A 21,164-nucleotide genomic window follows, 5' to 3' on the forward strand; every position below is an offset into this window, starting at 1 on the left:
AATCAGGGTTCAACGCCGGATTATCGGAGGTACTATCAGCCCCGTTCGCAGCGCTGTTCAGGTTTCTGACGTGCATTTTTGAACGATGCACCTAAGTTGAAAATGGATTTCTGAGGCATATGACAAAGGGAATAGGCGGATGATTGCTCAAACATCTGGTTCGAACAGGCGGAATTTCTATCTTCTCTTGCTGGCGCTGATCCTTCTGGTCACTGTGATGGACTATCAGCAGGAAAAGAGCGGAGCAGACATTTTGCGCCATGTCATGCTCTGCCCGGTCTACCTTCTGGCTGGCCACGGCATTGCAGCTCTCTTTCCCCCTGTAGATCGAGCGTCCAGTTCGTGGTGGATCGACATGGAGCGTCACATCCTCGATGGCCTTTCGCTTGCAATCTTCCCCGTCGTGGTCATCCTTGACCATCCGGGGGTAACCCTTCTGGAGCAACTGCAGACCTTACTCCTGTTCATGCTGCTTTACGTTTTCGCGCGATGCGTGATGTCGTGGGTGAAGCACCGACCTTCGGTCAGGTGATCACCGCAACGTTACCTCGTTGTCATCGAGCCTCGCCTTGAATCTGCCCGATACGAAAACCATCTCAATCGTACCGGCGATTGATCACGCCGCAGCCTGACCGCTGGCTCGTCCCCCGCCGCGGTAGGCCGGGCAAAGGCTCATCCCCCCTCTCCGGGCCTTTGTCCCTCCATTCCGCCACGACCGTCCCCCTCCCCGGTCGTGGCGGTTTCACTTTCTGGGCCTCCCCTTTCAAAAGCCTCAAAAAAGCATACGGTGCTATGCAACTTCTGCTGCCCGAATCATATGGCTGTTGCCCGGCAGACGGATGGCCTAGACCGTCGGGTGAGGGGAGGCCTCAAAACAGGCTCAGGGATGCCATGCCATTTGAACGCTCGGATTCTGCGCTGTATCTCGCCACGCAACTGGCCAAGGGGCTTTCTCGCGCCTTGCAGAAACGGGCAACGGCGCTGGGTTTCTCCCCAGGCCAGTTTCCAGTGCTTCTGTCGCTTTGGCACGAGGACGGACTGACCCAGCGCCAGCTCCTTGACCGGCTGGATGTCGAGCAGGCGACATTGGCAAATACGCTCGCACGCATGGAGCGCGATGGCCTCATCCATCGAACGCCGCATCCCACCGACCGGCGTGCCCAGATCATTGTCCTGACGGAACACGGTCGTTCGCTGGAACGTCTGGCGATCGAAGCCGCAGCCCATGCGGATGATGAGGTCTTTGCCGGGTTTCGTCGTTTCGAGCGAGAACTGTTGATGGAATACATGCGCATGGCCATCGCCAATGCGCGCAGGCTGGACGATCCTTCGGAGCAGGGTCGCTCCTGAATTTCTATGCGCACCCGGTTTCCTCTTGGTACGGATCGGTCTAGGTTCAGGCCTTCGCAATTTAGTAAGAGCTGATCTCCATGACCGATCTCACTCCCGTTCTCGACCGGGCGGACAAGAACCTCGACAAAAGCCTTGAGCGCCTTTTCGAACTGGTGCGCATTCCCTCGATCTCCACCGATCCATCCTACAAGGCCGATTGCCGCAAGGCCGCTGAATGGCTGGTGTCGGCGCTCACGGAACTGGGGTTCTCGGCTTCGGTTCGCGATACTCCCGGCCACCCGATGGTGGTCGCCCATCATGAGGCCGGTCGTGCGGATGCGCCGCATGTGCTGTTTTACGGTCACTACGACGTCCAGCCGGTCGATCCGCTGGAGCTTTGGGAAAACGATCCGTTTGCTCCGGCCATCAAGGAGCTCGACGGTGGCCGCAAGATCATCACTGGTCGCGGCACCTCCGACGACAAGGGCCAGTTGCTGACCTTCCTCGAAGCCTGCCGCGCCTACAAGGACACGATCGGCTCCCTACCGGTGAAGATCACCATCCTGTTCGAGGGTGAGGAGGAATCGGGCTCTCCGTCGCTGAAGCCATTTCTGGAAGCGAACCGGGATGAACTGAAGGCGGAGTATGCGCTCGTTTGCGACACGGGCATGTGGGACACGCAAACGCCCGCAATTGCCGCGACCCTTCGCGGTCTCGTCGGAGAAGAAGTCACGGTGCAAGCTGCCGATCGTGACCTGCATTCCGGCCTGTTCGGCGGCGCTGCCGCTAACCCGATCCACATCCTGACGACTGCGGTTGCCGGCCTTCGCGATGAAACAGGCCGCATCACGCTTCCCGGCTTTTATGATGGCGTCGAGGAAACGCCGGAAAACATCAAGGCAAGCTGGGGAACGCTCGGTCGCGATGCCAAAAGCTTCCTCGGCGAAGTTGGCCTGTCCGAACCATCTGGCGAGAAGGGCCGCTCCGTCCTGGAACTCACCTGGGCAAGACCGACCTGCGAGGTCAATGGCATTTGGGGCGGCTACACGGGCGAAGGGTTCAAGACGGTCATTGCCGCCAAGGCATCCGCCAAGATCTCGTTCCGACTCGTGGGAACACAGGACCCTGACAAGATCCGCGAGAGTTTCCGCACCTATATCCGCTCAATGATCCCGGCAGATTGCTCGGTCGAATTTCATGAGCATGGCGGATCGCCTGCCATCCAGCTGTCCTATGATTCGCCCGTGCTGACGAAGGCCAAGGCCGCTCTTTCCGACGAATGGCCGAAACCTGCCGTGATCGTCGGGATGGGGGGCTCGATCCCGATCGTCGGCGACTTCCAGACCTATCTCGGAATGGATTCCCTGCTGGTTGGCTTCGGCCTGATCGATGACCGAATTCATTCGCCAAACGAGAAGTACGATCTCAATTCCTTCCACAAGGGCATCCGCTCCTGGGTGCGTATTCTTGCGGCTCTTTGATTTGGGAAAATGAGGAGGACTGCGTTCACTCCGAGCGCAGTCCTCAAAAACAAAAAGGCCGGGACGAACCCGACCTTTTATCTGCCTGTTTCACTCTGCCAGTACATCCGTGGTCAGTTTGCAAAACAGGTCCGGCATTTCTACGGCGCCAACCTAAATCAGCGCTTCTGTATCTTCATGGTCTCTCAAGAAGGTTAACGTTCGGTTAACGAAACCGTAAACCTTCGAAAGGCAACGCAGCCGTGAGGCTGGCGGAAGATCGCGTCGTCATGCCGCTTGATCCTGAAATGGGAATGGCGCCCCGCGATTGCAAGGGCGCCATTCAAAAACAAATCCGAAGAGTCGGATAAAGCTATCAGGCAGCCTGCAGGCTGTCAGCCGAAACGCGGCCCGAACGACGGTCGGTGACCAGTTCGTAAGCGATCTTCTGGCCGTCCTTGAGGCCGGCCATGCCAGCGCGCTCAACAGCAGAGATGTGAACGAAAACGTCGGCAGCGCCGTCGTCAGGCTGGATGAAGCCGAAGCCCTTGGTTGCATTGAACCACTTTACAGTACCAGTAGCCATTACGAAGTCCTTTCTTTCGCAACGTTGACTTTGTTCCGTGCCCGAAGGCGCGAAACGTGGAAGGTCGTATTTGAAGGAAAGGTCGTCGTAAGCGCAGTCAGCGCTGTAGTGCCGCTTGTCAAACAAATATCGATGTCAGGGAGTTAGCCTCGCCACGCCGCCTGTGTCAAGGCTGACGGAATATCACAACTCCCGCTTAAAAATGGAAGAAGCCCGGCGTGGGAGGAGGATACGCCGGGCTTCAGATACTGACCAACAACTGGGAGGAGGAGGTGTTGTTGGTCCCGTCGACAAACACTGGGAGGAGGAGTGCGTTTGCCGATGACCTCAAGATAATACAGAATAGCTTAAAAAACAGTCAACATTTCGCAGTGCAGCATTGCATTTTTCGCATGGCTCTTTCCGGCTTGCGCACGAGGGGCGTTCTGGATAGCGTGACGACATGAGCCTACAGTCCGTCAAAGATTTTTTCGCCGTTCATGCACCCGATATTTCGGTCATCGAAACCGAGGCGAGCTCGGCTACTGTCGCCCTTGCCGCCGAGGCGCACGGCGTTGATCCAGACCAAATCGCAAAGACCATCTGCCTGCGAGCGGGGGATGAAGTCTTGCTGCTTGTTGCCTCCGGGATGAGCCGTCTCGACAATCGGAAATTCAGAGACCGCTTTGGGGCAAAGCCGCGCATGCTGGAGGCCGATGAGGTGGTGGCGCGCACAAGTCATCCCGTCGGGGGTGTCTGCCCGTTCGGTGTTGCTGAACCTCTGCAGATCTACTGCGACGAATCCTTGCGAAGGTTCGAGCTCGTCGTCCCGGCAGGCGGCGCAACCAATGCCGCCGTGAAGATTTCGCCACAAAAAATGGCGGAGTTGACCTCCGCCATTTGGGTCGATGTTTGCCAACCGCCAAAGGCGCCAGAAGCTTAGCTGTAGTAGCGACGATACCAGGCTTGCTTCTGCTCGAACGAGTTCGAACCGACGAGATAGCCAAGTGCAAAGAATACGCCGCCGACAACCGTCAGAAGGGTTCCAGCCGTTGCCGGATGCTCGCGAATGACGCCCGCAACGGAAGTCGCTTCTTCCTGGACGTACTGGGCTGCATCGCTCGCCTTTTCCTTGACCGTGTCATAAGCCTCGGAGCCAAAATTACCCAGCGATGCGCGAATGCTATCCATCTCGCGGCGCAATGCAGACAATTCGGCACGCAGGGCATCGTCGGCCTCGTTGGCAATGCGCTGGCCACGTGCTTCAAGCGACCCTTCTCTTCCGGCTTCGATCATGACGCGATCTCCTTGTTCATCAACCTCAAAAGACGCCGGTTAACTACCAAGTCCGTGATAGGTTCCTTGTGATCTGTTCTCAGTGGACGCTTTGCGGATCAGCCCCCTGTTCAGGGGCATGGGTTGGATCTGACAAAGCGGGCGGAATTCCAACCCGCAGGACATTGCGGCTTATCGGCTTTGAGCCATGGCCTCGGCCAGCGCCGCCAGGGCTTCCTTCTCGTCCATTCCCTTCTGCAAGGAGTTGACCAGAATAAGTGCCAAGGCCTCACCGTCCGGGCTGTCCTTGCTGATCTGGTATTGCTGGCAGGCAGTATCAAAAACCTGCTGCAGCAAGGTCAATTGCGCGGGGCCGACAGGTCGTCGTATCTGTTTGGAATGCAACTGAACCTCCATCCGTGCCTGGCAGTCTTCTCCCGAGACGCCGTCAGATCATTCAACCACAAGCTCTTCACGATCCGGGATGGCGTCCCTACGCAAAATTGTCATCAAGCCGGAAGAAACGCAACATTGTGATTAAGTGACGGTTATATGTATTTGTTGTCGTTTCGAAGGCAACTAGCATTCTTTGTAGATGATTTAGCATAGGCTCATAATTTTGCTGCACCAGATGCATACACCATGCAGGATCTATTTTGGCTCAGTCCTTTTTACACTTTGAACGTGCAATTGGTTGTGTCCGTCAAGGTTTCTGCAACCTCGTGTGTGATCCAATAGGTTAGCAGATAGGAATTGGCTTTAACGCCCCCTTAAATCGCCGCATTTAGCTTGCAAGGCGGCAAGTTATGGCGGGGTCTGCGGCGCAACGATCCCTTGCGTCGCTTCCTTTGGCCCAAGACCGCTGCAATGTACCACCAACAACCGGGAGCATGGCCAGGAGATATGGCATCGGGCAAGAGACCGCGCGAACGCGTCGAGCCATCATTTGGCGCCGATCAGGACAATGATTCAGGCGAACTGCGTCTCGGCGCAGGAGAGCGGATCGTCGGTCACTCTTCCCGCAAGTCGAAGCGTGTTCCCGTTGAAGACATCGATGACGATGATGATGGGGAGGAAGAGGACCTGGAGCCTCGAACCCGGCGTGCGAAACCGGCAAGGACGAAGCGGCCAGCCCGCGCAAGTCGCGGTGGCGGCTTCTTTGGTGCAATCCGCTCTTTGCTCTACTGGTGCATCGTTCTGGGAATATGGGCCGGTATCGCGGTCGGTGGCGTGGTTATCTATTTCGCCGCTCAAATGCCGAGTGCGAGCACGTGGTCGATTCCCGACCGCCCTCCCAATGTGAAGATCACCGCTCTCGATGGAACGCTGGTAGCCAATCGCGGTACGACTGGAGGCGAGGCGATAGCGCTCGAAGAGATGTCGCCCTATCTGCCCCAAGCCGTCATGGCCATCGAAGACCGCCGCTTCTACTATCATTTCGGCGTCGATCCCCTTGGTCTTGCGCGTGCCTTCGTCAACAATCTGACGGGCCGCAGCATTCAGGGTGGTTCGACTCTGACCCAGCAATTGGCAAAGAACCTGTTTCTATCGCCGGAGCGGACATTCGAGCGCAAGGTACAGGAGGTGCTGCTCTCCTTCTGGCTGGAGCACAAGTTCACCAAGGATCAGATCCTGGCGATGTACCTGAACCGTATGTATTTCGGTTCGAACGCCTATGGCGTGGAAGCGGCGTCGCAACGCTATTTCAACAAGTCGGCGCGGGACGTGAACCTTGCGGAAGCTGCCACGCTTGCGGGTCTCCTGAAGGCGCCGAGCCGTCTTTCTCCAGCCCGCGATCCGAAAGCGGCCGAAGAGCGGGCGCAGGTTGTATTGGGGGCCATGCGCGAGGAAGGTTATGTGACCGCCGAGGAAGCAAAGACCGCCATGTCGCAGCCGCCTGCCAAGGCGCGTTCCTACTGGTCCGGAGCAGAGCATTACGCCGCCGACATGGTGATCGACGAGGTCAAGGCGCTCATTGGTGATGTAAAGACGGACATCAACGTTCAAACGACCCTGGACATGCGGCTGGAAAAGCAGGCGGAAGCTGCACTGACCGCAGCACTGGACAAGGAAGGCCGCAAGGTCAATGCGTCCCAGGCGGCTCTCGTTTCGGTGGATGCGACCGGAGCCATCCGCGCCGTGGTCGGCGGACGCGATTATACCGATAGCCAGTTCAATCGCGCGGCCAAGGCCAAGCGCCAGCCGGGCTCTGCCTTCAAGCCCTTTGTCTATGCTGCGGCACTTGAGGCTGGTTACAGGCCCGACACCCTGATGAATGACGGGCCGGTGAGGATCGGCAACTGGACGCCGGAAAACTATGACCAGAAATATCGCGGCCAAGTCACTCTCTCGACTGCGCTCGCCCACTCGCTGAACACGATTGCTGCCCAACTCGTGATGCAGGTCGGTCCGAAGAATGTGATTTCGGTGGCGCACCGGCTGGGCATTGATTCCGATCTGCAGGAAAACGCATCCATCGCGCTCGGAACGTCGGAAGTCTCGCTGGTGGAGCTGACCTCCTCCTACGCAGCCTTCATGAACGGGGGCATGAAGGCGACACCGCATCTGGTGACCCGCATCACCGATACGAGCGGCAAGGTTCTTTACGAGGCAGACTATTCCAACCCGCCGCGCGTGCTGAGCGAACAGGTTGTGGCCAATCTGAACGGCATGCTGAACCGCGTGATGACCGAAGGAACGGGTCGTGCGGCGCAGCTCTCCAAATGGCAGGCGGCGGGCAAATCTGGTACGACGCAATCGTTCCGAGACGCGATCTTCGTCGGTTTCACCAGCACCATGACGACGGGCATCTGGTTCGGCAACGACGATGGGACGCCGATGAAGAAGGTGACCGGCGGCGGATTGCCCGCCCGCGCCTGGAAGACCTACATGACGGCAGCGCTTGAGGGCTACAAGCCGACGCCTCTCTTTGGCGTTGGCATCCAGCCCGCCAAGCCGGAGCCGCAGACAACCTTGAGCGATATCATTTCCGGTGTTCTCCCGGGTGTTGGTGGATCGCGCGACGATTTCCCGCCCGCACCTGATGCGCCGCCGGAAGATGTGCCCGTACAGGGCCAGGCAAGCTATCCGGCAGCGCCGCCGCCGGTCCAGCAGGGGTACCCAGCACAACCGCAGCAGCCCGTGACACGGGAACCCGCCATGCGCGACCCCGCGCAACGGGCGCCTTCCCAGCGTGATCCAGCCCCTGTGGACCGACGCCAGCAGGCGGTTCAACCGAACTATCCGCCGGGAGCCGTTCCCGATTACAGAGCTCGCGATGGCGGGCAGATGGTGCCTCCGGCCGATGTGCCCAATCGAGGCTACCAGGACTATCGCCAGTATCGCGGACCCTATGACGACCGTGTCCCCCCGGATGCCGTTCTCGAAGGCCGGGCACCTCCCGATGCCGTGCTGGAAGGGCCTGTTCCGCCGGGGGATGTGGGTGGAAGCAGTCGTCGCGGACAGCCACGCGAATCGACACTTTTCGATATCATCATGGGCCAATAGAGACCGCTGGATTGAAGCTTGCGTTCCCCGTACCCCTTGTCGCGACGCAAGTGCCCTTGCGTGAGGCTTGATCCGCTGCGAATTCCGCATTTTTTTGCGCGAGACCAGTGACTTTCCTGCCTTGCAGTCGGAAAAAGCGGTCCTTATATACGCCGCATGACAGCAGCCGATGCTGCGAAACCATCCCAGTCGAGGAACTGTCAGTGGAATGCCTTGAGAAGGGGTTCCGACAGTTCGCTTAAAGGAGAGAGAAGAAATGGCAAAAGTAATTGGCATCGACCTTGGCACGACCAACTCCTGCGTTTCCGTCATGGACGGCAAGGACGCGAAAGTGATCGAGAATGCCGAAGGCGCACGTACCACGCCGTCCATGGTTGCATTCAGCGATGATGGCGAGCGTCTGGTCGGCCAGCCGGCCAAGCGTCAGGCTGTAACAAACCCCACGAACACGCTGTTTGCCGTCAAGCGCCTGATCGGTCGCCGCTATGACGACCCGACGGTTGAGAAGGACAAGGGTCTCGTCCCTTACGAAATCTCCCGCGGTGACAATGGCGATGCCTGGGTCAAGGCCAATGGCAAGGGCTATTCTCCTTCGCAGATCTCCGCCATGATCCTTCAGAAGATGAAGGAAACGGCTGAAGCCTATCTCGGCGAAAAGGTCGAAAAGGCCGTCATCACTGTTCCGGCCTACTTCAACGACGCCCAGCGTCAGGCAACAAAGGATGCAGGCCGCATCGCTGGTCTTGAAGTCCTGCGTATCATCAACGAGCCGACGGCTGCCGCACTTGCCTATGGTCTCGACAAAAAGGACGGCAAGACCATCGCCGTTTACGACTTGGGTGGCGGTACCTTCGATATTTCCGTTCTCGAAATCGGTGACGGCGTCTTCGAAGTGAAGTCGACCAACGGCGACACCTTCCTCGGCGGTGAAGACTTCGACATGCGTCTGGTCGAGTATCTCGCAGGCGAATTCAAGAAGGACAGCGGCATCGACCTGAAGGGCGACAAGCTTGCGCTTCAGCGTTTGAAGGAAGCTGCCGAAAAGGCAAAGATCGAGCTGTCCTCCTCGCAGCAGACCGAAATCAACCTGCCGTTCATTACGGCGGATGCATCCGGTCCGAAGCACCTGACGATGAAGCTGACCCGCGCGAAGTTCGAAAGCCTGGTGGATGATCTGGTTCAGCGCACCGTGGCACCGTGCAAGGCAGCCCTCAAGGATGCTGGCGTTTCCGCCTCCGAAATCGACGAAGTCGTTCTCGTCGGTGGTATGAGCCGCATGCCGAAGGTGCAGGAAGTCGTCAAGCAGCTGTTCGGCAAGGAGCCACACAAGGGCGTGAACCCGGATGAAGTGGTCGCCATGGGCGCTGCAATCCAGGCTGGCGTTCTGCAGGGTGACGTGAAGGACGTTCTGTTGCTCGACGTGACCCCGCTGTCGCTCGGTATCGAAACGCTGGGTGGTGTCTTCACCCGTCTGATCGATCGCAACACGACGATCCCGACGAAGAAGAGCCAGACCTTCTCGACCGCTGAAGACAACCAGCAGGCCGTGACGATCCGCGTCAGCCAGGGCGAGCGCGAAATGGCCGCAGACAACAAGCTGCTCGGTCAGTTCGACCTCGTTGGCCTTCCGCCCGCACCCCGGGGCATGCCGCAGATCGAAGTCACGTTCGACATCGACGCCAACGGTATCGTGCAGGTATCCGCAAAGGATAAGGGCACGGGCAAGGAACAGCAGATCCGCATTCAGGCCTCCGGTGGTCTGTCCGACGCCGACATCGAAAAGATGGTGAAGGACGCCGAGGCGCATGCCGAGGAAGACAAGAAGCGCCGCGCTGGTGTTGAAGCCAAGAACCAGGCGGAAAGCCTTGTTCACTCCACCGAGAAGTCTCTCAAGGAGTATGGCGACAAGGTTTCCGAGACGGATCGCAAGGCTATCGAAGATGCGATTGCCAGCGTGAAAACGGCAATCGAAGCCTCTGAGCCGGACGCAGACGATATCCAGGCCAAGACCCAGACCCTCATGGAAGTTTCCATGAAGCTCGGTCAGGCCATCTATGAATCGCAGCAGGCTGAAGCCGGAAACGGCGGCAAGTCCGAAGATGGTGTAGTCGACGCCGACTACGAGGAAATCAAGGACGACAAGAAGTCCGCTTGATGCGAGGCTTCTTCCACCTGGTGTAACTGCGTTGAGTATCCGGCTGCCCTCGTGCAGCCGGAATCCTTTCGGGAGCCGCAATCTTCATGGCAAAAGCTGACTATTACGAATTGCTGGGTGTCGGCAAAACAGCGGACGAGAAGGAGCTGAAAAGCGCCTTCCGCAAAATGGCGATGAAGTATCATCCGGACAAAAACCCGGATGACCAGGAAGCCGAGAAGAAATTCAAGGAGATCAACGAGGCCTACGAAACCTTGAAGGATCCCCAGAAGCGCGCAGCCTATGACCGTTTCGGTCATGCAGCCTTCGAACAGGGCGGCATGGGTGGCGGCGGCTTTGGCGGAGGCCAGGGTGGCTTCGGCGCCGGGGGCTTCTCTGATATCTTCGAAGATATCTTCGGCGAGATGATGGGTGGCGGTCGTGCGCGCCGGTCTTCCGGTGGTCGCGAGCGCGGTGCCGATCTTCGCTACAACATGGAAATCACGCTTGAGGAATCCTTCACTGGCAAGACGGCGCAGATCCGCGTTCCAACAGCGGTGACATGCGATGTCTGCACCGGTTCGGGTGCAAAGCCCGGTACGCAACCGAAAACCTGTGGCACGTGCCAGGGTTCCGGTCGCGTACGCGCAAGCCAAGGCTTCTTCTCGGTCGAGCGCACCTGTCCGACGTGCCATGGGCGTGGCCAGATCATTCCCGACCCTTGCACCAAGTGCCACGGTCAGGGCCGGGTGACGGAAGAGCGTTCGCTATCGGTCAATATTCCGTCGGGCATCGAAGACGGCACACGCATTCGCCTGCAGGGCGAGGGCGAAGCCGGTGCACGTGGCGGTCCGTCGGGCGATCTCTACATCTTCCTGTCGGTCAAGCCGCACCAGTTCTTCCAGCGCGATGGAGCCGACCTCTATTGCACCGTTCCGATTTCCATGACGACGGCAGCCCTTGGCGGAACCTTCGACGTTGGGACACTGGATGGCACGAAGTCTCGTGTGACGGTGCCGGAGGGAACGCAGCCGGGCAAGCAATTCCGTCTGAAGGGTAAAGGAATGCCGGTTCTGCGCTCGTCGCAGACGGGTGACCTCTATATCCAGATCCAGATCGAAACCCCGCAGAAGCTCACCAAGCGTCAGCGCGAGTTGTTGCAGGAATTCGAGGAGATTTCCTCGAAGGAGAATAACCCGGAATCGACCGGCTTCTTCGCACGGATGAAAGAGTTCTTTGAGGGGTGAGGAAGGCTCCGAGTAGTTCTTCTTGTCGCATGGGTTGGGCGAAAAACCGCTTCGCACTTTGCCTGCCCAAGCTTTGAAGCGAAAGGCCGGGATACGCGCCTCGTATCCTGGCCCTATTTTTAAAGCGCATGCCGAACGCGCTACATTCAAATCGATTGATATGATGGCTGGACATCCTATCGGCTTTTTTCGATAACAACCGGCGAGGTTGTCAGTCGATGCCTCGATCAGAGGAAGTGCAAACGCGCCGTTCTTCGGCCGTTGGGCAAAGGCAATCATGGCAACCAAGACCGATATTGCAAAGCGCGTCTACAATCACACCTGGAAACTCGATCCGATCGTGCGAAGCCTGATCGATACGGATTTCTACAAGCTTCTGATGCTGCAGATGATCTGGAAGCTTTATCCGCAGGTCGACGTGACCTTCTCGCTGATCAATCGTACCAAGCGTGTGCGGCTGGCCGACGAGATCGATGAAGGCGAATTGCGGGCGCAACTGGACCATGCGCGAACGCTTCGGCTTTCAAAAAAGGAAGCGATCTGGCTGGCCGGTAACAGCTTCTATGGCAAGTCGCAGATTTTCGAGCCGGATTTCCTCGCCTTCCTCGCCAATTATCAATTGCCGGAATACGAGCTTTCCAAGCGAGACGGTCAGTATGAACTGACCTTCCATGGTCGCTGGGTGGATACTACCATGTGGGAGATCCCGGCGCTTGCGATCATCAACGAACTGCGTTCACGGGCAGCGATCCGGTCATTAGGCCTCTTCACGCTGGATGTTCTCTATGCCCGCGCCAAGGCCCGCATGTGGGAAAAGGTAGAGCGCCTGCGTTCGCTTCCGGGCCTGCGGATTTCCGACTTCGGTACCCGTCGCCGCCATAGCTTTCTCTGGCAGCGCTGGTGCGTGGAAGCGTTGAAGGAAGGCGTGGGGCCTGCTTTTACCGGTACCAGCAACGTCCTTCTGGCCATGGATTCCGATCTGGAAGCGGTGGGAACGAATGCCCATGAACTCCCCATGGTCATGGCGGCCTTGGCTAACAGTGATGAAGAGCTGCGGGCTGCGCCCTATCAGGTTCTGAAAGACTGGAACCGGCTCTATGGCGGCAATCTGCTGATCGTACTGCCGGACGCCTATGGCACGACGGCCTTTCTGCGCAATGCGCCGGAATGGGTGGCAGACTGGACGGGCTTCAGGCCGGACAGCGCGCCGCCAATCGAAGGCGGCGAGAAGATCATCGAATGGTGGAAGAAGATGGGGCGGGATCCGCGCCAGAAACTGCTGATCTTTTCCGATGGCTTGGACGTCGATGCAATCATCGACACCTATCAGCATTTTCAGGGGAAGGTGCGCATGTCCTTCGGTTGGGGTACAAACCTGACGAATGATTTCGCAGGCTGCGCTCCCGAAGACATAGCCGGTCTGAAGCCGATTTCCATCGTTTGCAAGGTAAGTGAGGCGAACGGCCGTCCTGCCGTCAAACTCTCTGACAATCCGTTGAAGGCAACGGGCGATCCGTCCGAAGTCGAGAGATATCTGAAGTTCTTTGGACAGGAAGATCTGGTCGAGCACGAAATCTTCGTCTGACCAAATGCTGTGAAGCGGGCCGCGTGGCCCGCCTCACGGTACACAGCTTACTCGATGATCTGCACGACCGTATGGGTGCGGGGATCGACGATCACGCGCTGATCGTTGACGATCGCGTAGGAATATTCCCGGTGCTGCGGAACCGGCGTCAGCACGACGGTTTCCGGCAGAGGTTCACCGACAACTACCTTACGTTCGACAACAACGGGTGCTGCGACCGGTTGCTCGCGAACATAGGTAACGACCTCGCGCGGCGGCGGATCAATGGCTGTGCCAAGTGCGGCACCCGCAATGCCACCAACGGCCGCACCGATGGGACCGCCCACGATTGCGCCTGTCACGGCGCCGCCGGCCGCACCGCTGACCGTGCCATCCTGAGCAGAAGCTGTACCAATCGTGGCGAGGGTCAGAACTGCCGTGGCAGCCAGAATGATCTTACGCATAAGTTTATCTCCTCTCGTTGTTTCGGTTCGGCTCAAGAACTCCCAATGTCGACAACCCGTTCCCGAGTCTCGCACACGAAAAGTGATAGAAAGTAATTTTTTGCGAGCGAGATCGTGTCGACGGAAAGCGGGTAGATGCATAAACATCTGTTTACACAATAAACATTTGTTGATATAACGGCACTCTCGCCATAGGGATTGATGATGTTCGCCGACCTAGCTCAACAGGAAGCTGCCGTACTCAAGCTGATTGAGGACAATCCGTTTGTCGGACAGCAAGAGATTGCCGATGCTCTGGGGCTGGCGCGTTCCACGGTGGCAGCGCATATCGTCCAGCTTGTTCAGAAGGGCTATATCCTGGGACGTGGCTATGTCCTGCCCCACGTGTCTCGTGTCGTGTGCATGGGCGGCGCCGTCTTCGATCGCAAATATCGCGCGCGCCAACCGCTGGTTCCTGAAACATCGAACCCGGTCGATGGAATGCGTAGCTTTGGCGGTGTTGCGCGTAATGTTGCTGAAAATCTTGGCCTTCTGGGTGCCTCGACCAGTTTCATTTCCATTCTCGGCGATGATGAAACAGGCAGTGCACTGCTGGCGCATCTGCGACAGATCGGTATCGACGTCTCTCAGGTGCTAACGAACAGGGAACGCCCGACTGCGGAATATGCCGCTGTCCTCGATGAGAAAGGAGATCTGTCCATCGGTCTGGCGGATATGGGCATCTTCGACCTGTTCCAGCCCGCCCATCTGGAAAAGGTCTGGCCGCATCTCGCTTCTGCTAACCTTGTGTTCTGCGATTGCAACCTGCCAGCCGAAACCCTGAGGCTGTTGATCGAGCGCCGCAAGGATGCGCGCTTCCGCCTGGCCTTCGATGCCGTTTCCACACACAAGGTCATGCGACTGCCGGATGATCTCAGCGGCATCGACTTTCTGTTCATGAACCTGGACGAAGCCAATGCGCTGATGGCGCGGCGCTCGCTCGGTCCTTTCCGGGACGCCGAAGCGGCTGCCCTTGCCCTTGTAAATGCCGGCGTTTCCCATGCGATCGTGACGCGTGGCGCATCCGGTGCTGTCGTTGCCGAAGGAACGCAGGTTCGAGCCGTTCCTGCGGTCACGGCAGAACCCGTTGAAATGACGGGTGCGGGCGATGCAATGATTGCCGGAACGCTGCAGGCCTTGCTCTCTGGAAAACCTGCCTTCGAAGCTGCACGCATCGGCACACTGCTGGGTGCCTTGACCACCGAAAGCGCCGCCAGCGTTCACCCCGAACTCTCCCCCCGCTTCCTGGAAGCGAACATGCACCGGCTGCAGCCGGTTGAAAGGATTTGAGACATGACCCTTCACAAACCGAAACTCAGCCGCGAAGTGGCACAGGCTCTTGCCGCTGGCGGCCCTGTCGTTGCACTGGAATCCACCATCATTACCCACGGCATGCCCTATCCCGCCAATCTGGAAACGGCGCTGGCCGTGGAAGATGTCGTTCGGCAGAACGGTGCCGTGCCCGCGACGATCGCTGTGATCGACGGTGAGCTTCGCGCCGGTCTGGAGCGTGCCGAGCTTGAGGCGCTGGCGCAGGCCAAGGGCGTGGTGAAAGCCTCCGGTCGTGATCTGGCGGTTGCCATGGTACGCAAGCAGTCAGCAGGAACAACGGTTTCCGCCACCATGCTGCTTGCCGATCTCGCAGGCATCGATATCTTCGCGACCGGTGGCGTGGGTGGCGTACATCGCGGTGCCGAGCAGAGCTTCGATATCTCCGCCGACCTGACGGAACTGGGCCGCACGAAGACAGCAGTCGTCTGCGCGGGCGTCAAATCCATCCTCGATATTGCCAAGACGCTGGAATATCTGGAAACCCAGCGCGTGCCCGTCATTGCCTATGGCACGGACGAGTTTCCGGCCTTCTTCACCCGAACCAGCGGCTTCAAGGCAGATCACCGGCTGGATGCGGCGGAAGAGATCGCCAGCGCCATGCACCTGCATCACAAGCTTGGAACCGGAACTGGCCTGCTGATTGCCAATCCGATCCCTGAGGAAGCCGCTCTTTCCAACGCATTCATCGACGGCACGATTGCCGATGCGGTACGCGAGGCGGAAGAACGCGGCATTGGCCGCAAGGAACTGACACCCTTCCTGCTGGCGCGCATCAACGAGCTTTCCAAGGGTGAAAGCCTGAAGGCAAACATCGCGCTGGTAAAGAACAATGCCGCACTCGCAGCACGCATGGCCGTCGCCTACGCGGCGCTGAAAAAGGGCTGATCGGCAAGAGTGGCGGCTCAAGCTTCGGCATGAGCCGCCTCAATGATTACGCTGGCAGACGTGCCAGACGCTCTGTCAGAAGCGCGTAAAAGCCATCGGCATCGACATCGCGCATGAAGGTCGCATTCTTCGGGCGGTTGGTGACGCCCCACCAGTCGGCAACCGTCATGCCCTTGGTGAGTGCGCTATCCGCTTCGATTTCCACATTGCAGAGACGGCCCGAATAAAGCTCCGGCTTGATGAGATAGGCGATGACATTCGGATCGTGCAGCGGTCCGCCATCGGTGCCGTATTTCTGCTCATCGAAACGCTCGAAGAATTCCAGCCAGCCGACAACCGCTTCCGAAAGCGGCGTGCCAAGCGCCTTGATGGCGGCGACACGCTTGGCCGTTGTCAGCACCTGGTGCGTGACGTCCAACGGCATCATGACGATGGGTGCACCGCAGCCGAACACGATCTTGGCGGCAGCCGGATCGACGAAAATGTTGAACTCGGCGGCAGGCGTGACATTGCCGCCCTCGAACAGGCCGCCGCCCATCAACACGATCTTCTGGATGCGTTCAGCAAGCTTCGGCTCGCGCTTCAGTGCGGTTCCGAGGTTGGTCAGCGGACCGAGGGTGCAGATGACGATGCTGCCCGGCTCGCTGTTCATGACGGTCTCGATGATGAAATCGACGCCGTGCTGCCCCTGAAGCGGCATTGTCGGCTCCGGCAGATCAGCACCATCCATGCCCGTGGCGCCATGCACATATTCGGCGGTGAACAGCGTACCCTCCATGGGGCCATCGCAGCCTGCAAACACCTTCACGTCGGAGCGTCCGGCCAGTTCGCAAACCTTGCGGATGTTATTCGACGTCAGGGCTATCGGCACATTACCAGCTGCCGCCGTGATGCCCAGCACCTCGATTTCCGGACTTCCCAGCGCCAGAAGAATGGCGAGCGCATCGTCCTGGCCCGGATCTGTATCGATGATGATCTTTTGCGGCATGATAGGTCTCTTCTTGGTCTTGTAAGGCAAGCGCCTTGATAAGCATCAAGCGATGGATGTTGCATGTTGTTCCACGCTCGACAAGCCTGTGCAACGACGGCTTGAGAACCAAATCCGTCGCTCTGCGTAGTAGAAGGCAAATGGAGGCTTTCGATGACAGACACCACCCTATCGTCCCCGCAAGTGCAGACGGGGAAGCTTGCCTGGATCACGGGTGCCAGCTCGGGTATTGGACGTGCAGTGGCAATCAAGCTCGCGCGTGAAGGCTACCGCGTGGCGGCAAGCGCTCGCAGCGCTGACAAGCTGATGGAACTTCAGGCCGAAATGCCGGACCGGATCTTTGCCTTTCCGCTGGACGTGACGGACCGTGCCGCCGCAAGTTCGGTCGCAAACGCCATCCGGGCCAGCCTCGGGCCGATCGATCTGGCCATTTTTTCCGCCGGGAGCTACAAGCGCGACAGCGTTCGTCGTTTCGACAGCGGAGCCTTTGCAGAAACACTGAACCTGAATGTCATCGGCACCGCCCATACGCTGGAAGCGGTGATACCGGACATGGTCGCCCGCCGAAACGGCGAAATATGCGTCGTCGCCTCCGTTGCAGGCTATGTCGGTTTGCCGGGCGGCGGGTTCTACGGAGCCACGAAAGCAGCTCTCAACAATCTCTGCGAAGCGCTTTATCCGGAACTGGAGCGGGAAGGGGTGCGCATGCGTGTCATCAATCCCGGCTTCGTCGATACGCCGCTGACCGCCAAGAACGATTTTCCGATGCCTTTTCTGATCAGTGTCGATGAGGCAGCAGAGAGCATCGTCGATGGTCTGAAGACAAACAAGTTCGAGATCATCTTCCCGTGGAAGATGGCGCTTGCCATCAAGTTCCTGCATGCGCTGCCACACAGGCTGCGATTTGCACTGACCCGGAAGATGCTGCGGAAATGAAGGGGCTTTCTCCCGGGATATTGATCCCGGGAGAGGCCGTCAGGCAGATTTTGCCAAACGGAACTGCGCGACGTCGATCCGGCCGGTACGAAAACCGACAGCGCAGTAATGCAGGTAGTAGTGCCACATGCGGAGGAACCGCTCGTCAAATCCCAGCGGCGCGATCTTCGCCCAGGTCGCCTGGAAAGCCCGATCCCAGACGAGCAGGGTCCGTTCGTAATCCCGGCCAAACCGGAAGCAATCCTGAACCTTCAACCTCGCCTTTTCGGCAATCTCGCCGAAATTGGTCACCGTCGGCAGCATGCCGCCTGGGAAGATGTAGGTCTGGATGAAATCCGCGTGCCGTCGATAGAGCTCGAAGCGGCTCTCATCAATGGTGATGACCTGGATCATGGCTTCCCCGCCGGGCACCAGCAAATCACGCACCTGCTCGAAATAAATCGGCCAATGTTCTTCGCCGACCGCCTCGAACATCTCGATTGAGACGATCTTGGTGAACTGGCCGCGCACATCGCGGTAATCCTCGAGGCGGATCTCTCCGCGTTCGGCAAGTCCGGCATCTGCCAGCCGCTGGCGCGCATAGGCTGCCTGTTCCTTGGAAAGGGTGAGACCCGTCACACGGCATCCCGTTTCGCGGATCGCCTGTTCCATGAAACCGCCCCAGCCGCAGCCGATTTCCAGGACATGGTCGTCCGGACCAATGCCGAGATCGCGAATGATCCGACCGTATTTTTCACGCTGCGCCTCTTCAAGCGGCATGTCTGCTCGCGTGTAGATCGCTGACGAATAGGTCATCGATCTGTCCAGCCAGAGCCGATAGAAATCATTGCCGAGATCATAATGGAAGGCGATGTTGCGGCGGCTCCCCGCCTTGGAATTACGGCGAAGGCGGTGACGCAGATGTGCCAGCCGGCCAAACAGCGCCATTGGCTTGACGAGTTTTTCCCAATCCTTCTCATTGGCCATGGCAAGATCGAGAACATTGCCAAGATCCGGTGTCGACCAGTCTCCATCCATGTAGGCGCGGGCAAAGCCAAGGCTTCCACCGGTCATCACCTGCCGCAAGACACTTGCGCGATGGAAGCGGATGGTAGCCGACGGACCCTGCGCGCTGTTGCCAAAATGGTATTCACGCCCTGTCGGAAACACCACCGTCAGGCGACCATGGCGTGTGCGCGCCAGCATGCGGCACAGCATCTTCTCCCAGAAGGGTCGGCGCTCTGTGACGAGAACGGGATCTCCATGTCCGGCATGCGTCATGATGCACTCCTCCACTCAAACAATGGTCTGTTCCACCGAGCTCGCAACCCGCTCCGCCGCGGGCTTGTGCCTGTAGATCGGCACACCCTTCAGCCAGAGACGAAGCGCCTCCCAGTGGATTCCCGCCATGACCTTCATGGTCATCAGCGGATAACGCATGAAGACGCGGGCAAGACCCGCATCGGATAGTTCGGAACGTGCGCCGGCAAAACTTGCATAGAGCAAATCGCCCTCGGCATCGCGCTCATTGATCGCCACCTTCACCTTGTCGCCCGTTATATTGGCTCCGGGTGGGAGGATATCGAAGTCGTAGGCGCAGTCCATCGGAACAAACGGAGAGACGTACATGGCCTTCTCGCAGGAATGGCGAACCGGGCCTTCCCGATGAGAACCCGCCGGTATTACGTAGGTATGCCGCTCATGGAATGTATTGCAGACCTCGTAGAGCAGCGCCAGAAGATTGCCCTGTTTGTCTTCGCAGAAATAGACCGTCAACGGATTGAAAACATATCCGAAGATGCGCGGATAACATAGAACCCGAATGCGTGCCGGGAAGGTCTCGATCCCTGCCATGCGCAAGTGATTTTCGGCCCAGGCTCTGAGCCCGTTCCTCTCGCCGTTTCCGTGATCCTGATCGTAGAAACTGAACAATGCGCGGCAGTTATGGCCGAAAAGCTTCAGCGAACGGTCGAGCAGCGGAAGTTCATCCAGATCCAGCAATAGCGAGAAGACGCGGTAGCGCAGGCGATGCGTCTTCGGCCGGTGCCGGGCATGGATCACGGTGCCAGCATAGATGGCAGATGATAGGGTCATTCTGCCGCTGCCAGAAGGGGGGTGGAAAAGATCCGGCCCGACTCGTCCGCGACCTGCCAGGGGCGGCGTGAGCCTGTTGCGGCCTCTGCGGCGGCAAGTCCTGCCTGCAGACCATCCTCATGGAAGCCGCTTCCGAAATGGGCGCCACAGAAGAATGTGTTCCGGCGCCCCTGGAGATCCCAGATCCGCTTTTGAGCTGCCATGGCGCTGAGGTCGAACAGCGGATGCGTATAATTGTACGTCGCGACGATCTTGTCCTCGCGGATCTCACGGCAGGCATTCAGCGTGACAAACAGGTTTTGACGACGGTCGAGATCCTGCAACAGATTCATCCAGTAGGTCACGCAGAGCGGAGCCCCGTCGACTGCCTGCCGACCGGCAATATAATTCCAGCTGGACCAGACAGATTTACGCTTCGGCATCAGGTTTTCATCGCTGTGAAGGACCGCAATATTGTCCGTGTATCGGAAGGATCCGAGAATTTCACGCTCAAGGTTATCTGCATCACCCAGCATGGACAAAGCATCGTTCGCATGGGTTGCGATGATCACGTCGTCGAAGCGGTCGGCGTGACCGGACTTGTCGGTCACGATCACGCCGTTTGCCATCCGTTGAATGCGGGCTACCGGCGTCGAGAGGCGGATCTCGCCGGCGAAGTCGGCAATCAGGCGGCTGACATATTCGCGGCTGCCACCCAGAACGGTGCGCCAGCGAGGACGGCCCTTGAGGAGGATCAGACCGTGATGAACGAAGAAGCGTACGAAGGCGTGAAGCGGATAGGCGCGCATGTCGATCGTGGTCATCGACCAGATGGCAGCTCCCATCGGCAAAAGATGATCTTCAATGAAGGCTTTCGAATAGTTTTCACGGTCGAGATATTCGCCGAGGGTCAGACCCTCAAGCTCCGGACGCTTCAGAAGGCCTTCTGCTTCGCGATAGAACCGCAACACATCCGTCAGCATCCGCCAGAAGCGCGGGCGGGCGATGTTCAACCGCTGTCCGAGAAGCCCCTTCAGACCGGTGCCGGAATATTCAAACCTTCCATCGTCGATGGAGGCCGCAAAGCTCATGTCGGAAGCAATGGTCGGCACATTCAGGTGCTGGAACAGAGCCACCAGATTGGGATAATTCTTGTCATTAAAAACGATGAACCCCGTATCGACAGGGATATCGCCATAGGCAGTGGGAACGATTGCCGTATTGGAGTGACCGCCAAGACGATGATCCGCTTCATAAAGCACGACCTGATTGGATCGTGAGGCAAGCCACGCTGCAGACAGGCCGCTGATGCCAGACCCGATAACCGCAATGCGACGATTTCCTGCCGTGTATGAAACCATTTTGATTTTCCACTGTTTACCTA

19 protein-coding genes are annotated in these 21,164 nt (G+C 58.4%); 11 read left to right on the forward strand and 8 right to left on the reverse strand.

Translation table 11 applies throughout. The annotated features are described in order from the left end of the window. The first annotated feature begins 139 nt into the window (after nucleotides 1-139). The 3 genes from ASD54_RS12940 to ASD54_RS12950 all read left to right on the forward strand — a co-directional run bounded on the left by ASD54_RS12940 (nucleotide 140) and on the right by ASD54_RS12950 (nucleotide 2,813). Nucleotides 140-532 (forward strand): hypothetical protein, encoded by a 393-nt coding sequence (locus ASD54_RS12940; RefSeq protein WP_062555018.1) that lies wholly within the window; start codon nucleotides 140-142, stop codon nucleotides 530-532. A gap of 359 nt (nucleotides 533-891) precedes the next feature. After that, complete coding sequence (locus ASD54_RS12945) at nucleotides 892-1,350, forward strand: MarR family transcriptional regulator (protein WP_062555019.1); 459 nt, start codon at nucleotides 892-894, stop codon at nucleotides 1,348-1,350. 80 nt (nucleotides 1,351-1,430) lie between these two features. Then, a complete protein-coding gene (locus ASD54_RS12950; protein ID WP_062555020.1) occupies nucleotides 1,431-2,813 on the forward strand; it encodes a dipeptidase in 1,383 nt (460 codons plus the stop codon). 355 nt (nucleotides 2,814-3,168) lie between these two features. Here the strand turns inward: ASD54_RS12950 and ASD54_RS12955 are convergent, their stop codons facing one another. After that, complete coding sequence (locus ASD54_RS12955; protein ID WP_062555021.1) at nucleotides 3,169-3,378, reverse strand: cold-shock protein; 210 nt, start codon at nucleotides 3,376-3,378, stop codon at nucleotides 3,169-3,171. Nucleotides 3,379-3,820: 442 nt separating this feature from the next. Between ASD54_RS12955 and ASD54_RS12965 the strand changes: the two genes are divergently transcribed. Beyond that, nucleotides 3,821-4,300 (forward strand): YbaK/EbsC family protein, encoded by a 480-nt coding sequence (locus ASD54_RS12965; protein WP_062555023.1) that lies wholly within the window; start codon nucleotides 3,821-3,823, stop codon nucleotides 4,298-4,300. Here the strand turns inward: ASD54_RS12965 and ASD54_RS12970 are convergent. After that, nucleotides 4,297-4,653, reverse strand: coding sequence for a hypothetical protein (locus ASD54_RS12970; RefSeq protein WP_062555024.1), 357 nt, complete (start codon nucleotides 4,651-4,653; stop codon nucleotides 4,297-4,299). The two genes, ASD54_RS12965 and ASD54_RS12970, sit on opposite strands and share 4 nt — an antisense overlap. A gap of 171 nt (nucleotides 4,654-4,824) precedes the next feature. After that, the gene (locus ASD54_RS12975; protein ID WP_137134937.1) at nucleotides 4,825-5,037 is read right to left on the reverse strand and encodes a hypothetical protein; all 213 of its coding nucleotides are present in this window, start codon (nucleotides 5,035-5,037) and stop codon (nucleotides 4,825-4,827) included. A gap of 498 nt (nucleotides 5,038-5,535) precedes the next feature. Between ASD54_RS12975 and ASD54_RS12980 the strand changes: the two genes are divergently transcribed. From ASD54_RS12980 to pncB, 4 genes are all read left to right on the forward strand, one after another. Further along, on the forward strand, nucleotides 5,536-8,139 hold the full coding sequence (locus tag ASD54_RS12980; RefSeq protein ID WP_062555026.1) for a transglycosylase domain-containing protein: 2,604 nt from the start codon (nucleotides 5,536-5,538) through the stop codon (nucleotides 8,137-8,139). 256 nt (nucleotides 8,140-8,395) lie between these two features. Then, a complete protein-coding gene (dnaK, locus tag ASD54_RS12985; RefSeq protein ID WP_062555027.1) occupies nucleotides 8,396-10,294 on the forward strand; it encodes a molecular chaperone DnaK in 1,899 nt (632 codons plus the stop codon). Between the two features lie 86 nt (nucleotides 10,295-10,380). Continuing rightward, nucleotides 10,381-11,520: a molecular chaperone DnaJ gene (gene dnaJ, locus ASD54_RS12990; RefSeq protein WP_062555028.1), complete on the forward strand. Its 1,140-nt coding sequence runs from the start codon at nucleotides 10,381-10,383 to the stop codon at nucleotides 11,518-11,520. A 277-nt stretch (nucleotides 11,521-11,797) separates the two neighbouring features. Then, nucleotides 11,798-13,105, forward strand: coding sequence for a nicotinate phosphoribosyltransferase (gene pncB, locus ASD54_RS12995; RefSeq protein ID WP_062555459.1), 1,308 nt, complete (start codon nucleotides 11,798-11,800; stop codon nucleotides 13,103-13,105). Nucleotides 13,106-13,152: 47 nt separating this feature from the next. Here pncB and ASD54_RS13000 read toward each other — a convergent pair whose 3' ends face one another. Further along, complete coding sequence (locus ASD54_RS13000) at nucleotides 13,153-13,548, reverse strand: DUF1236 domain-containing protein (protein ID WP_062555029.1); 396 nt, start codon at nucleotides 13,546-13,548, stop codon at nucleotides 13,153-13,155. Nucleotides 13,549-13,752: 204 nt separating this feature from the next. On the opposite strand from ASD54_RS13000, the gene ASD54_RS13005 reads away from it, so the two are divergent. Continuing rightward, on the forward strand, nucleotides 13,753-14,877 hold the full coding sequence (locus tag ASD54_RS13005) for a carbohydrate kinase (protein ID WP_062555460.1): 1,125 nt from the start codon (nucleotides 13,753-13,755) through the stop codon (nucleotides 14,875-14,877). 3 nt (nucleotides 14,878-14,880) lie between these two features. After that, nucleotides 14,881-15,804, forward strand: a complete 924-nt coding sequence (locus ASD54_RS13010) for a pseudouridine-5'-phosphate glycosidase (RefSeq protein WP_062555030.1) — start codon at nucleotides 14,881-14,883, stop codon at nucleotides 15,802-15,804. 46 nt (nucleotides 15,805-15,850) lie between these two features. Here ASD54_RS13010 and ASD54_RS13015 read toward each other — a convergent pair whose 3' ends face one another. Further along, complete coding sequence (locus ASD54_RS13015; protein WP_062555031.1) at nucleotides 15,851-16,792, reverse strand: nucleoside hydrolase; 942 nt, start codon at nucleotides 16,790-16,792, stop codon at nucleotides 15,851-15,853. Between the two features lie 153 nt (nucleotides 16,793-16,945). Here ASD54_RS13015 and ASD54_RS13020 point away from each other — a divergent pair, with 153 nt between their 5' ends. Beyond that, nucleotides 16,946-17,728, forward strand: coding sequence for an SDR family NAD(P)-dependent oxidoreductase (locus ASD54_RS13020; protein ID WP_062555032.1), 783 nt, complete (start codon nucleotides 16,946-16,948; stop codon nucleotides 17,726-17,728). Between the two features lie 39 nt (nucleotides 17,729-17,767). Here the strand turns inward: ASD54_RS13020 and ASD54_RS13025 are convergent, their stop codons facing one another. The 3 genes from ASD54_RS13025 to ASD54_RS13035 are packed head-to-tail and all read right to left on the reverse strand — an operon-like array spanning nucleotide 17,768 to nucleotide 21,141. Continuing rightward, nucleotides 17,768-18,988 carry a cyclopropane-fatty-acyl-phospholipid synthase family protein gene (locus tag ASD54_RS13025; RefSeq protein WP_062555033.1) on the reverse strand — a complete coding sequence of 407 codons (1,221 nt, stop codon included), beginning with the start codon at nucleotides 18,986-18,988 and terminating at the stop codon, nucleotides 17,768-17,770. Between the two features lie 15 nt (nucleotides 18,989-19,003). Beyond that, nucleotides 19,004-19,801 carry a DUF1365 family protein gene (locus ASD54_RS13030; RefSeq protein WP_062555034.1) on the reverse strand — a complete coding sequence of 266 codons (798 nt, stop codon included), beginning with the start codon at nucleotides 19,799-19,801 and terminating at the stop codon, nucleotides 19,004-19,006. Further along, a complete protein-coding gene (locus ASD54_RS13035; RefSeq protein ID WP_062555035.1) occupies nucleotides 19,798-21,141 on the reverse strand; it encodes an FAD-dependent oxidoreductase in 1,344 nt (447 codons plus the stop codon). The genes ASD54_RS13030 and ASD54_RS13035 overlap by 4 nt, the downstream gene beginning before the upstream one ends. Nucleotides 21,142-21,164 lie beyond the last annotated feature (23 nt).

It is taken from the genome of Rhizobium sp. Root149, from assembly GCF_001427345.1.
In the GTDB taxonomy this organism is placed as follows: Bacteria; Pseudomonadota; Alphaproteobacteria; order Rhizobiales; family Rhizobiaceae; genus Neorhizobium; species Neorhizobium rhizoryzae.